Here is a 13,484-nt window from a genome sequence, read left to right as displayed (position 1 = left end):
TCACGAGGCCGCCGAGGCAGGAGTAGTAGGTTGAAGACCAACAAAAAATAAGAGAGAGCGGTATGACCGACAAAGCCACGGACGCGCTTCCTGCGGATCGCGATCTGTTTATGGAAGCACGTGCTTTCGCCCTATCTATCGTGGCGATACGACGCGCACGGGGAAAGGCGAACCCAGCCGATTTCGTGGTTGGCACACCGGAATGGAAGGCGGTCGTCGAAGAGTTTGCGGCCGACATACTTCGTTTGCCGACTGACACCTATAGACAGTCTGCACGCTAACGCGGATCAGACCCCAAGGATGAATCGTAGTCGCGCGCCCCGGCATGCGGATCAGGTGCCAAGGTCGTCGACCGACGCGCGGATTATCTTTGCTCAATTCTCCGACATGCCCGGTGCTTTCCGCTTGAAAAATCCAATGTAAGCGAGCCATCGCAACTGGCCGAGACGGCGCTCAATTTTTGCAGAGGGGCGGCCCGGCTGCACGATTGGCTTAGGGCACAACACGAGCCATCTCCGCACCCGTGAAAGCAAAGAAAAAGGCTGCACTGCATGGCTGGCGCGCCCTTGAACATGGTTCCGATAAAACGGACTCTATCAGCAGTATGGGGAGGGTCCTATCCGTCCGGCAACCGGTGCGCCTGAGCAACCGCTCGCATATGTCATCCGCCGAATAGTGCGACGTCCTAAGCGGCTCCCAGAATCTAATACCTCATCACCGCGTGCCCCTAGTCTAGGCTCGGGAATTTTAAGCGCAAGCTCGAATGTGACGGGAGCTGAGAGCGGCGGCAACCCAATGGTCGGACAGAGCACATATGGACAGACTTGTATAAATATTACTGCACTCTCCCTCGTTGATCTGAGTCAACAAATTAAGCTTTTTCATGCACTTGACCTTATCTTTCGAAATGTTGCTGCGCTAAAGGTTTGATAGGCCGTTAACACGTTTGCAGGGACGTGCAAGATGACAGATGATGTTGCCGCCAAATTGCGGCACCTCCGTGTCGAGCGTCATCGCATATATCCAAGTTTATTCCTTCGCCGTTACGCAAGTTTTAGCCAGACAAGTCCACATCCAGCAGCTCGCGTCCCATCATTATTAATGGTTTATAAAATGAAAAATTTTTCGATTCGAACGCGTCTCGCCGTGACGATGGTGTTTCTTGGGTTATTGCTTTCTTTAGCAACCGGATTCGGCCTGTACGGCATGGGAACAATCAACGCGTCTGCGCAGGATGTCAGCCACAACAGCCTCCCGTCCGTGAACGCTCTCGGCAAAGCCGAGGTCATGATGGCTCGCGCCCGGCTGGTGCTGGATCGAATCGCCCTGGATCCTGCCGCGCCGAATATCGCAAGTCTGCAGCACCGAGCACAGAGCTTTCTTGATGATTCGGATGGTATGTATAAGCAGTACGATGTGCTCGCTCGCGGCGCAGATGAAGACAAACTAGCAGAGGCTGCAAAGCTGTCTCGAACCCAACTGCGCAAGGTAGTCGAGTCCTTCAACACTGCCGCCGCGAGCGGCGACCAAGCCGCGATCCGTCATATCGCGATGGAGACGTTGCCGGCTGCGTACAACGTCATGGCGGATGCTTCGACTAAGCTTAAAGATTTCCAGATCACAGACGCTAGTGAACAAGGCGTTGTAAACGTTGACACCTATCGCAAGCAACAAGTGATTGGCGTTCTCGTGCTGGTAATTGGAATCACGGGAGCGTTTGCTGGCTGGTTTTATTTGAAGCGGGCAATCATGCGGCCGCTTGGAGAAGCCCTTGATCATTTCCAGCACATCTCTGATGGCGACCTGACGCGCACGATTGTAGTTCGCGCAAATGATGAGATGGGACAATTGCTGCGCGGCGTCGCCGCCATGCAAGAGAAACTGGCGGTGACGGTCGGAAGCGTGCGCATCAGCAGCGAATCAATTGCGAGCGCATCTAAGCAGATCGCTGCGGGCAATACCGACCTCTCCGCCCGTACTGAAGAGCAAGCCGCATCGCTTGAGGAGACCGCAGCAAGCATGGAGGAGCTCACGTCTACCGTCAAACAGAATTCGGACAATGCCCGGCAGGCAAGTGGGCTCGCCGACAACGCTCGAAGTGTTGCCCAGCAGGGCAGCGACGTTGTCAAGCAGGTAGTCGAGACGATGGCGGGAATCGATGAAAGCTCCGGGAAGATAGCCGATATCATCGGCATCATTGAAGGGATCGCATTTCAGACTAATATTCTCGCGCTCAATGCCGCTGTGGAAGCTGCTCGCGCAGGTGAGCAGGGTAGGGGGTTTGCCGTGGTGGCATCGGAGGTACGAAGCCTCGCCCAGCGATCGTCGACAGCGGCTAAGGAGATTAAAGGCTTAATAGAAGCGTCCGGCGACCGGGTGCAAACGGGCAACGCGCTCGTTGCACGCGCCGGTGACACGATGGATAAGCTGGGTACGGCGATTCAGCGAGTAAATGACATCATGGGCGAGATCGCGTCTGCCTCCCAAGAGCAAAGCCGAGGTATCGAACAGGTGAACCAAGCCATCACGCAGATGGACGAGGTCACTCAGCAAAATGCGGCTCTGGTCGAGCAGGCAGCGGCGGCGGCGGGTTCCCTTGAGGACCAAGCGGAGCAACTACGTGAAACGGTTGCGATCTTTCGAACTGGCACCAATGGTGCTTTGTTGTCGACAACGCTATAAATGTTGGTCGCGAAACCTTCCAAGGTGAGCCTGATTGATGCATTTCAAAAGGTCGAATCGTGACTTGATCCAATTTTAGGTCTCTCAGTGTTTGCCTGTTTTGCCCTCGGCAGATGCTTTTCCAAACCTCGTACGAGCGGGGTTTTTTTCGTTTGTCGAAATAGCGAAAGATATCGTCCTTGAGTAACGCAGCAAGAACCGCCCGGGCGCAACATAGCCGGGACAGAGGTGCAACCAACGACTGCCCGAACTCAATTCAACTTAACCATGAAACGGTATGCCGCAGCGCCGCCGCGATTGATCCAGCGATCGAACACTTCAGTCCCGGAAGCCGAAATCAACGGCAGTCTCGGAGCGATTCATCGTGTTGCAATACGCGTTGACTGCAATACAAGCGAGACAGATTTTGTCCGCGTATGTGGCATATTCTGCCTACGCTCGACGACTTTGATTGGTCATATTCTATGGTCCGCAGGGGAGCGCATAACTTCCATTTCGTAAGGGGGGTGCGGCGAGTTCCGGTTCGCCACGGAACGTGACAAGTGCGTGGCGCTGTGCGACAGCGAGAAGGATGTAGTTTTAGGGGCGGCGCAGATAACAAAAAGCCCGCCGAGAAAGCGGGCACAAGGGACACTGTTCGTGTCGCGCCGTGAGACGCGACCACATGGTTATGCGTTTAACTATTATTCTCTACTTACAGGGATCTGCGGCTCAACGGCACCGATTTTCCCAATGGTGGTGAACACGGACTTTGTGGCACTCGCGATGATGGTGATACGGAGCCGCAAACGCCGGCGCAACTGAGACAAGCGCTACGGCAGCAGCGGCGAGGGAAAGGATTAGCTTTTTCATGTAACGTCCTAATGGGTTCGGTTTTCGGTCACCGCGGTGATAGACGTGTTAACGACAGCCAATGTTGCCCCTGAACCCAGAGACGTAAAAAAAGCCCGGCATGGGGAGAGCGACCGGTTCGTCATATTCCTATCGGCCGAAAAAGATATAGCGTTGCCATTCATACGTCCTAAGCTGGGCTGATCAAGGTCTGGAATGGTGTTGTATATCGCTATTTCGGGATTTAACAAGCTGCTTTACGAAGCAAATATTTACAACATTAACCCAACCGTTTAGCCGGTAGCTATCCAAATCAGTGATTGGTATATATTTCGCAGGAACTTAATACCGAGAAAATATAAAATTGTAATTCGCAGATTAAATGTGATGGACTCGCCGAAAATGGGTTCATACTGCGTATGCCTTGTTGAGTTTGCCCAACCGCTGGTTGGGTTTGCCCAACCGAAATCAACTCTTCTCTCAGGTGCTGACGGTTCTTCGGCGTCAGCGTCTTTTGCCGTTAGCTGCTGTGGCCGGCTTTTTTATTTGTACTTCTCGGCCCAACGCCGCGTGCACCCGTACCCGCATAATTTCGATGCATTAATCCGCGTATTCGGATTCGGTACGTTTCGTTGGTCGTGTTTTTCATTTGTCACCTACGAATGTAAAAAGTTTTAGTTATTTTGTTGGCTTCATTGTATCCACTGAGCGCGAAAAACCCGCCCAGTTTCTTACGAGCGCGATGGTGACCGCTCCCATCTACAGCGTTGTTCGCAGAAGAGGCTAGGCTTGGCCGTTGTCGGCGGGGGATGTTGCATGTCGCCGGCGCATTCATTTATTCAGACTGCAAGCAATTGAGTTATGGCGTAGGAACCTACCCATTGCGCAGATGCGATTAATCAGGTTTCCCGTTCGGTCCGGAACACTGTCGCATGCCTCGGACAATCACGTTTTGATCGACGCATGAGCGGGAATCGCCGCTAGATGTGCGACCCTAGGACAATAAAAGTGTGGAACACCATGACGAATCCGACAGTAATGCTTGACGTCCCGGTCGTGGATAACGCGCCTCCTAAGCAGGATGCTGACCGGGGCCCCGCAGAATCGATGGAAGACAACGACGCGGCCTCAATCCCTGTTGTGCTACTCGTCGACGACGAGCCGAGTGTGTTGTCGGCCCTTAGACGTTTGCTCAGGCCCGCCCGATATCACGTGGTCACAGCGGAAAGCGGCGCGGCTGCGTTGAGTCTGCTCGCAACAACCAACGTTGATCTAATCATTTCGGACATGCGAATGCCCTATATGAGCGGGGCAGAGTTGCTGGCGCATTCGCGGGCGCTCTATCCGGATACGATGCGCATTCTATTGACCGGTTACTCGGAGATTGAATCGGTCGTCCGTGCAATCAACGAAGGGGGGGTCTATCGTTATCTTAGCAAACCATGGGACGACCAAGACCTGCTGCTGACGGTAGCCCAAGCACTGGAGCAACGCAGGCTTGTCAAAGAAACCGAGCGGCTTACTAAGTTGGCGCACCGACAGAATGACGAACTGCGGTGTTTAAACGCCGGACTCGAGACGCAAGTTCTTGCTCGCACGGAGGAGATCCATCAAACGTTCATGTTCCTTGAAGACGCGCATCGCGATCTCAAACGGAACTTCTCAACGATGGTGCAGGTCTGCGCGAGCATGATTGAACTGCGCTGCGGTGTGCTCGGAGGCCAATCGCTGCGTATTGGTGAAGCAGGGCGGCGCTTGGCACTTTCGTTCGACATGAGCGACTTGGAGGCACAAGATCTGTTCTTTGCCGGCCTGCTGCATGGCATCGGCAAATTGTCGTTGCCAGACGAATTGCTGCACAAATCGCTTGATCGTCAGTCTCCGGAAGAGATTCAGTTTTTCTATCAGCATCCGCTGCGCGCGCAAATGGTGTTGACACCAGTCGCCCAGCTGGACCGCGTCGCTCACATCATCCGCCACCAGTACGAGCGCTTCAACGGTCGAGGCACGCCAGACAATTTATCTGGCGCCGATATTCCGTTCGGTTCGCGGATTCTTGCAGTCGCCCGCGACTTCGAAGGCTTGCGCAGCGGGGGCATCGTGAAGCAACCCGCTTCGGTCGAACAAGCCATCACCATGCTCAAGTCGCAGTCTGGCACGCGCTACGACCCTCTCATCGTCGATCGCTTTGTAGCGTTGATGAAGGACCCCTCTGCGTTGAGCACGGACACGCCGGTCGAGCAAATCGGCGTAACCGACCTTCGAGAAGGCATGCGACTCGCCGATGACCTGCATACCGGTCGAGGCGTTCTGCTGCTGGCGAAAGACGGTGACTTGTCGACTCATCAAATAGCACAGGTAAGGCGCTTCCAAGAACAGGAAGGGACGCCGTTCACAATTAAGGTCTATTTGGCTACGCCGATCAAGCCGGAAGCCGCGCGCCAGTAGATGCGCCGCCATAACGCTTTGATTTTTTCGGATTGTAACGGTCGGGCATGATTGAAGAGCGACAGCAATGAATCAGATCGATGCGAGACATCCATGAACATCACCGATAGCAGCCGGGTGCACGCGGGAGAATTTCAGGAACCAAGCCTCACCCGCGAGCAAATGATCCGCGAATTGACTGTCCAGCAGGACCGTCTGAAAGTGATATTAGAAAATATTCCGCAGGGAATTTGCTTCGTGGACGAGGAAGGCAACCTAGCCGCTTGCAACCGAACTTTCTTAAATTTGGTTGGACTCGCGGCCGATGCGTTTGAACACGGCAAACCTTATGTCGATGTCCTGTCCGATTCTCCGGCATTAAGGGATCAAATGGGATCCAATGAGCAGCCTTATGCTGCTGACTATTTTTCGATGGTCTCATTGAAGACTCGGGCCACTGCGGAGCAGCGATGGTTCGACCATCGCGTCATGTTGATTGTGCATCAGCCTTTGTCGACAGGCGGTTCCATAGAAACATTCGATGATATTACGGAGTCGCGCCGGGCCGACGCGCGCATTGCGCATGTGGCGACCCACGACGCATTGACTGATCTGCCGAACCGGGACCTGCTGCGACGGCAAATTGAAGAGGCGTTGTCGCACGAAATTCCGGACGGTTGTGCGCTAATGTATATCGATCTGGATCGTTTCAAGAACGTGAACGACACGCTTGGGCACGAGATCGGTGACGTGCTTTTGCAACGGGTCGCGGAACGGATTTCGCAGCACGCGTCGAACTGTGTTGTTGTTGCAAGAATAGGCGGTGATGAATTTGCGGTGCTGATCAGACAGGATGTTGAACACGGACACGTTTCGATGTTTGCGGAGCGGCTGATTTGCGGTCTCAGCGACTCTTACACCATTCGAGGACACAACGTCGTAATCGGCGCAAGCATTGGCATTGCGATCGCACCCGAGGACGGCGCCAATTGGGCCGAGTTGGCGAAGCACGCGGACCTCGCGCTGTACGACGCGAAGTCGGCTGGCCGCGGATGTTATCGTTTCTTTGACGTCGCGATGGAGCGCTCTGTGCAGGCGGAAAGAGCCCTCTCGCTTGAATTGCAGCAGGCAATCGGCAGGCACGAATTCGAACTTTGCTATCAGCCTCTCGTCAATCTGCATCCCCAACGCATTAATGGCTTCGAAGCACTGTTGCGTTGGCGCAATCCAAAGCGGGGTATCGTCAATCCTGGAGAATTCGTGCCGCTGGCCGAGGAACTAGGACTTATCGCACCCATTGGCGAGTGGGTACTGCGGCATGCCTGCTGGCGGGCGACACGGTGGCCGGAGCCACTTCGCGTATCGGTGAATTTGTCTGTGGCCCAATTCCGAGCCAATGGACTTGTTGACGCCGTCGCGTCGGCGTTAAGGGAGTCTGGGCTCGCGCCGCATCGGCTCGAACTTGAGATCACTGAGTCGATGATGCTGGACGATACGCAGGCCGTGCTGTCTGTGCTTCATCGGCTGCGACGCATGGGTGTCAGTATCGCAATGGATGACTTCGGCACGGGCTACTCGTCGTTGAGCTATCTGAAGATGTTTCCGTTTGATCGCGTAAAGATCGACCAGTCGTTTACGAGGGGCATTGGTCAGCGTCCGGAAGCCGAGGCAGTCATTTGGGCCGTGATGGGCATTTGCAAAAGTCTTGGAATCGACAGCACAGCCGAAGGAGTAGAGACGAACGCGCAACTTGAATTCTTGTCCAGTGCCGGCTGCAACGAAGCTCAGGGGTACTTGTTCAGCCGCCCGCGGCCCGAACAAGAAATTGAACGGTTCCTTGCTGCGTGGGAACTCGACGAGTCAAGCCGTGCAGCGTTGCTTCCAGAGCGAGATACGGTTCAGGGGATCGCGCAAGAAGATGTGTCGTGACCCAAATGCTATCCGCCGCATGATCGGCCGGAATCTGAATTTCCGACTTAAAAATCTCTGATGTGGTGAGAACCGCATCAGAAAGCCCCCTCATCTGGAATAAGCAGATGGCGGACCCTCTGGTTCATACAAGTAATACCTCTTTCACCCTTCTGGATCGCTATGTGGATCGACAAATGTATGCGTGCCACCGAGCTTTCCGGCGTGTTCGACGTCGTGCGGGCGCTAGCCGCAACCCGCCAACCAAATGAGTTATTCGATACTCTTATTCGGGCGTTGATGAACAATTCGAGCGCGAGCAAGGGGTGTTTGCTGCTGGCGGAAGGTAGTGCGTTGCGGTTAGCCGCGCATGGCGAAAGAGGGGATCAGTGTGTGAATGTTCGCACAAGCTTTCAAGACGCTTCTTGTCTAGCGCTACCGGAAACCATTCTCGCCAGCGTACAGCGAGGGTACGTTGAAGTGATACTCGCCGACGCGGCGCAGCCCAATTCTTTCTCAAACGATTTTTATTTCGTCGAGAGACATGTCAGATCTGTCGCATGCATACCTTTGATCGCGCACAGCCAGTTTCTAGGACTCGTCTATCTCGAGGACGATCTTCATACGGACGCGTTCCCCGACGAGCGCGTGATGTTCCTGAGTTTCCTCGTCGAACAGGCAGCCATTTCGTTGGAACACGCCCGCCACTGTGAAAATCTGATAAAGGAAAACAAGCGGCTTAGCTTATTACAAAGCGATTTGGCCTTTCAACGCAATCTTTTGCGGACGCTGGCGGAAACTTTCCCTCACCGTATCTATGCGAAGGATGCGCAGACACGTTTCATCTTTGGCAATATGGCCGTGGCGCAAGGTATGGGAGTCACTAGTCCAGACGAGCTGCTCGGAAAGACCGACTTCGGTTTTTATTCAGAGGAGTCCGCAATTCGTTATTACCAAGATGAGATGACGATAATGGAGTCTGGCCGGCCACTGATGAATCACGAAGAAGAAACAAATTATTTGCTAACCGGCGATATGGCGTGGATGCTGACTACGAAGGTGCCGCTGCGCGACGACGACGGAAAGGTGATTGGCATAGTCGGTGTTAATTGCGACATCACAGAGCGCAAGCAAATCGAGATGGAGCTTGTATCGCGTAACGCCGAACTGGTCGCACTCAACATCAAACTTTCTCAGGCGCAGGCTCAACTTCTGCAATCCGAAAAGTTGGCTTCTATCGGCCAGCTTGCCGCCGGGGTCGCGCATGAAATAAACAATCCAATCGGCTTTATCTTATCCAACTTCGCCACTCTTGATGGCTATGTTAAGGATTTGTTGGCCCTGTTGGATGCGTATGCACAAGCGGAAGCTTTTATCGAATCGAAGGCAATGACGGAAAATCTGAATTTGCAAAAGGAGATTGTCGATTTGCCGTATCTGAAGGACGACATACCGGTCTTGGTGACACAAACCAAAGAAGGGATTACGCGGGTTAGAAATATCGTACAAGCACTTACTGCGTTCTCTCGCGTAAGTGAGAATTCGGAATGGCAATTTGCAGATCTGCATCACGGCATCGACGCGACTTTAAACATCGTCAACAGCGAGATCAAATACAAAGCAGACGTGATCAAGGACTTTGGTCAGATACCAGAGATCGAGTGCCTCCCGTCCGAGATCGACCAGGTGATCATGAACCTGCTCGTGAATGCAGCGCAAGCGATTGGAGAAAGACGAGGCGTCATCACTATCCGTACTCGCCTAGAGGAGGAGATCGTGTTGATTGTAATTTCGGACACGGGTTGTGGCATTGCGGAGGAAAACCTCTTGCGCATTTTTGACCCGTTCTACACAACGAAACCGGTGGGCAAAGGAACCGGGCTCGGATTGTCGCTGGCGTACGGCATCGTGCAAAAACACAATGGAACGTTAGAGGCCGAAAGCAAGGTCGGGACGGGAACGACTTTTCGGCTCACGCTGCCGGTTAGGCATCGCCACGTTGAGAAAGCGAGCGGGACGCGGACGCACTTTGTCAGCGCGTTGGCGGCAACGCAATAGGCTTGCGCGTACACATGTGATTCAGTAGGCGTTGCCCTCGTTCGTTGACGGACCACCGGTCATGGACGCAAACAGCGTCAAAGGCTCTGGACGAAAGCCTCACTCGTCACGCCTCGGCGCGTGTTCCATAACGACCCCAGCGGGAGCCGTTGCTACTAGCAACCTATGAGTCGCGAGCAGTCGATACAACGTTACGCGAGAAGTTCCGAGTTGCTTTGCCGCATCGCGAGGACGGCCCCGATGACGCTGTCAAACGCAATCTCAAGTTGATACAGCTTTGGACTGAACACTGGGACTCGACCAGGCAAGGGTCGGAAAGGGCATTGTCGAGTTCCGAAGAGTGAGACGGCACGAGGGCAGGTGTGACGACTATCACGAAGCGATCGACGGATTTTGGGCGAGTTCTGCGAATTCGCGCCATGCAACGAATTGGATTGCCAGTTGTTTGCGATAAAGTGAAGCGCGCAGCAAATGCCGCTTGAGCGCGAAATACGCTTTTCGCTTTCTGATCAGTCGTCACATCTGCCGTCGCGCCGTCTCACCGCGTTAATTTGACAATGCCTTAAAAACTGCTTTTGCGCCTCAGGTATGACACATCGCCATTGCAGCGTTTGGATCTGCGTTCATTGGTAGTTCGGTCACTCGTCTCAAGCGCAAACGGCGTTGGTGCCCCGTTAGGAGTTTTAATCATCCGGCCTCGACGCGGCCTCTGTCACACCCTCAGGACGGGTCGGTGCCACCCGCAGCTCGTGAGCGTTAAGCAATCGATATAGCGTCACGCGAGAAATTCCAAGTTCCTTCGCGGCGTCGCCGAGACGTCCCCGATGACGCAGCAACGCGAGTTCGATAGCTTGGCGTTCCGCCGCTTCGCGCGCACGTGCGAGCGACATCGGCGCGCTCTCGACATGTTCGGCTAGTTCAAGATCCACCGCGCGTATCTGTCGTCCTTCCGACATAACGATCGCGCGGCGCACGCGGTTAATCAACTCTCGTACGTTGCCTGGCCAGCCGTAGACGTGAATCGCGGCGATTGCATCGGGCGCAAATCCAAGCACTCGGCGGCTGGCTTCGTTTTTAAAACGCGCGAGCATGTGGTTGGCAAGTAACTCGATATCCTTACCCCGCTCGCGCAACGGCGGTTCATTGATCTGCAGGACGCACAACCGGTGGAACAGGTCCGCCCGAAAACGACCATCGATCATGGCCGTCTGCATTTGCACGTGTGTTGCGGATATGATGCGTACATCTACAGGAGTAGGGGCGTGGCCACCGAGGCGCTCGACGGTGCGGTCTTGCAGGAAACGCAACAGACTCGCCTGGCTTTCGAGGGGTAGGTCGCCGATCTCGTCAAGGAACAGTGTGCCGCCGTCCGCGGCCTCCACCCGACCGATCTTACGCTGATTGGCACCCGTGAACGCACCGCGCTCATACCCAAACAATTCCGATTGGAGGAGGTGAGTCGGGATAGCACCGCAGTTGATCGCGATGAAGGGACGGTCGCGCCGCATCGAAGAGGCGTGAATGGCGAGCGCAGTCAATTCCTTGCCGGTTCCCGACTCCCCAGAGATGAATACAGCAGCGTCGCTCATCGCGACTTTTTTAATAGAACCGAACAGTGTAAGCATTGCGTCGCACGACCCAATCATGAGGCCCTCTGAGTGTTTGTTGGGCTGATCCTTCCATGCGTGCTCGTGCAATGAGGCCATGCCGTAGGCATGGCCGATGGCGTTGATGATTTGATCGTTCGATACCGGCAACGTGATATATGCAAAGAAATAGTCACGGATCAGCCGAAGTACGTTTGCATCTTCAATGTCAGTCGGACGACATATGCCCACCCATCCAATTCGCGAATGGGATAGCAACCCGCGAAGCGCCGAAAAATCCAGCGGGCGCTGACACGCTGAGAAGTCAAACAGCCCCGCCGACGCGCTGCCGAATCGGCGCGCGCTTTCAAAATTGTCGTCTTGCAGGATCGTCTCAACCCGCCACGCTCGATCCTCAAGGAGTGTTCGCAGAGACGCCCCGACATTTTCGCCAACGTAGTAAAGGGTTCTTACGTGCTCATTCATCGTTGTCTCTTTATTTCACGCTTATTTTTAGGGAAACGCTACAAACGGCCGATTAAACTGTACGACTGACGCCTACGCTTGATAACAGGTCTTGAACCCGTGCGCGATTCCGGCGATTTGATCGTGTTCGTGGCGTGTGTCAAGGCGAAAGACAGTGTCACTTGGGGGGCGATGGCCCGTCGTAAAAGGGAAGGCTAATCGTAAAGGCACAGCCTTTCCCGGGCATGTCCCGCGCGGTAAGGCTCCCGCCGTTCAGTTCCACGTTTCTACGAGCAACGGCGAGGCCCAGACCAAGGCCGGTTTTGTCGATGGTGCTTTGCGTAAAGGGCAGAAAGATTCCATCGATATCGCCTTTAGGAAGGCCGCCGCAGTGATCAACGACATCGATCAAGATACGGCCTGCGGCCGTATGGACATTCAAAAAGACCGCCGTGTGCGCACGGGTAAATTTGAAAGCGTTTTGCACCAGACTGCCGAGAGCGGCGTACAGCAGGTCTCGGTCGCCCCTTGCGTTGAGGGCTGGGCTAACCGCCGTAACAAGAAGGGAGCATCCGCGTACCTGAGCAGCCAATTCCGCAGCGAATCTGATTTCCTCGATTAGCTCGGCGACGGAAAACACCTCCCCAACAGGAGCGCCTCCAGCCGTCGAACGAGTCTCTGCCAACGCTTGGTCAATCAAATCGCGGAGTTCAAACAAGCCGTGTTCCAGGACCGAGCCGGTTGGGCCCTTAAGACTAAGATTACTTGCCTTTGCTGCCGCGAAAGCAAGCATTGCGGTCCCAAGACGGTTTCGTAAATCCTGCGCCAAATATTCAATCTTTTCGTTCATCTCAAGCGCAGTATCGTGCGCCGAGATAAAGTCGCGCTGGGTTGTGTACTCCACAACAGCGCTTGCTATTGCACTGTCGAGACAGCGGTTGAGCGTTCTAAACTCATCGACCTCAAAGCTAGCATTACGTTCATACGCGAGATCCGTGATCGCCTGGCATAAGTCACCATAGTTATGCACGACCTGATCGATTGAAAATCCGAGGAGCAGAAGTTCGCGACCATGCTTCGCAGCTGTTCGGTCTACCTCGTCGAGAGTTTGCTCGCTTGCTGGCAGACCCGGCGTTCCGCTGTGGGCCAAGGGATCGCTCGTCTGTTCGATTCTGAGCGTCTGAATCAATTGATCGAGAAATAACGGAACACCGTTTTGCAATTGCTCCTCTGTTGTCGCGCGGCCGGGCCGCACCGCAACTTTTTTTCTGCACCGCTCAATCAGCGCTTTGTGGTTATCCAACAAAAAGTCGTGCATCATCGCGACACCTTAAGCGTAGTGGGGCAGCATTGTCGGTTTAGAGACTGGTCTTGCGCGCCGGCGCCAACAACGCCGGTGGCGAGCGAGAAACGTGGGTTGTCTGGAACCGTATAGTCCGGGTTGATGCGAAGCCGCTTGAGAGTAAACCGCCCCGGTTAGAGCAAGCTGCGATGCGTGGGCCGAGCTGTTATCCAACTATTTATCAG

Annotated in this window: 7 protein-coding genes and 1 pseudogene; 5 read left to right on the top strand and 3 right to left on the bottom strand. The window is 54.5% G+C overall.

Annotated features, from left to right (window positions below; translation table 11 throughout):
* Positions 1-62: 62 nt before the first annotated feature.
* The 5 genes from AXG89_RS25350 to AXG89_RS25330 all read left to right on the top strand — a co-directional run bounded on the left by AXG89_RS25350 (position 63) and on the right by AXG89_RS25330 (position 9,906).
* A complete protein-coding gene (locus AXG89_RS25350) occupies positions 63-281 on the top strand; it encodes a hypothetical protein (RefSeq protein ID WP_062173653.1) in 219 nt (72 codons plus the stop codon).
* A gap of 832 nt (positions 282-1,113) precedes the next feature.
* Positions 1,114-2,682 carry a methyl-accepting chemotaxis protein gene (locus AXG89_RS44270; RefSeq protein ID WP_162916126.1) on the top strand — a complete coding sequence of 523 codons (1,569 nt, stop codon included), beginning with the start codon at positions 1,114-1,116 and terminating at the stop codon, positions 2,680-2,682.
* Positions 2,683-4,533: 1,851 nt separating this feature from the next.
* On the top strand, positions 4,534-5,961 hold the full coding sequence (locus AXG89_RS25340) for an HD domain-containing phosphohydrolase (protein ID WP_082771621.1): 1,428 nt from the start codon (positions 4,534-4,536) through the stop codon (positions 5,959-5,961).
* A gap of 93 nt (positions 5,962-6,054) precedes the next feature.
* The gene (locus AXG89_RS25335) at positions 6,055-7,869 is read left to right on the top strand and encodes a putative bifunctional diguanylate cyclase/phosphodiesterase (protein WP_062173647.1); all 1,815 of its coding nucleotides are present in this window, start codon (positions 6,055-6,057) and stop codon (positions 7,867-7,869) included.
* 162 nt (positions 7,870-8,031) lie between these two features.
* Positions 8,032-9,906 (top strand): ATP-binding protein, encoded by a 1,875-nt coding sequence (locus AXG89_RS25330; protein ID WP_069638442.1) that lies wholly within the window; start codon positions 8,032-8,034, stop codon positions 9,904-9,906.
* A 372-nt stretch (positions 9,907-10,278) separates the two neighbouring features.
* Here the strand turns inward: AXG89_RS25330 and AXG89_RS43270 are convergent.
* From AXG89_RS43270 to AXG89_RS25315, 3 genes and pseudogenes are all read right to left on the bottom strand, one after another.
* Positions 10,279-10,404 (bottom strand): annotated as a pseudogene (locus AXG89_RS43270) (IS6 family transposase); the annotation flags it as partial.
* A gap of 185 nt (positions 10,405-10,589) precedes the next feature.
* Positions 10,590-11,978: a sigma-54 dependent transcriptional regulator gene (locus tag AXG89_RS25320; protein ID WP_062173644.1), complete on the bottom strand. Its 1,389-nt coding sequence runs from the start codon at positions 11,976-11,978 to the stop codon at positions 10,590-10,592.
* Between the two features lie 157 nt (positions 11,979-12,135).
* Positions 12,136-13,278, bottom strand: coding sequence for a sensor histidine kinase (locus tag AXG89_RS25315; protein WP_179197489.1), 1,143 nt, complete (start codon positions 13,276-13,278; stop codon positions 12,136-12,138).
* Between the last annotated feature and the right edge of the window lie 206 nt (positions 13,279-13,484).

This window comes from Burkholderia sp. PAMC 26561 (assembly GCF_001557535.2).
Taxonomy (GTDB): domain Bacteria; phylum Pseudomonadota; class Gammaproteobacteria; order Burkholderiales; family Burkholderiaceae; genus Caballeronia.
This window is presented reverse-complemented; position numbering and strand designations above follow the sequence as displayed.

Excerpts from the sequence above, each read along its gene's own strand:
- AXG89_RS25350 (WP_062173653.1), top strand. The coding sequence starts at position 63 with ATGACCGACAAAGCCACGGACGCGCTTCCTGCGGATCGCGATCTGTTT.
- AXG89_RS44270 (WP_162916126.1), top strand. The coding sequence starts at position 1,114 with ATGAAAAATTTTTCGATTCGAACGCGTCTCGCCGTGACGATGGTGTTT.
- AXG89_RS25340 (WP_082771621.1), top strand. The coding sequence starts at position 4,534 with ATGACGAATCCGACAGTAATGCTTGACGTCCCGGTCGTGGATAACGCG.
- AXG89_RS25335 (WP_062173647.1), top strand. The coding sequence starts at position 6,055 with ATGAACATCACCGATAGCAGCCGGGTGCACGCGGGAGAATTTCAGGAA.
- AXG89_RS25330 (WP_069638442.1), top strand. The coding sequence starts at position 8,032 with ATGTGGATCGACAAATGTATGCGTGCCACCGAGCTTTCCGGCGTGTTC.
- AXG89_RS25320 (WP_062173644.1), bottom strand. The coding sequence starts at position 11,978 with ATGAATGAGCACGTAAGAACCCTTTACTACGTTGGCGAAAATGTCGGG.
- AXG89_RS25315 (WP_179197489.1), bottom strand. The coding sequence starts at position 13,278 with ATGATGCACGACTTTTTGTTGGATAACCACAAAGCGCTGATTGAGCGG.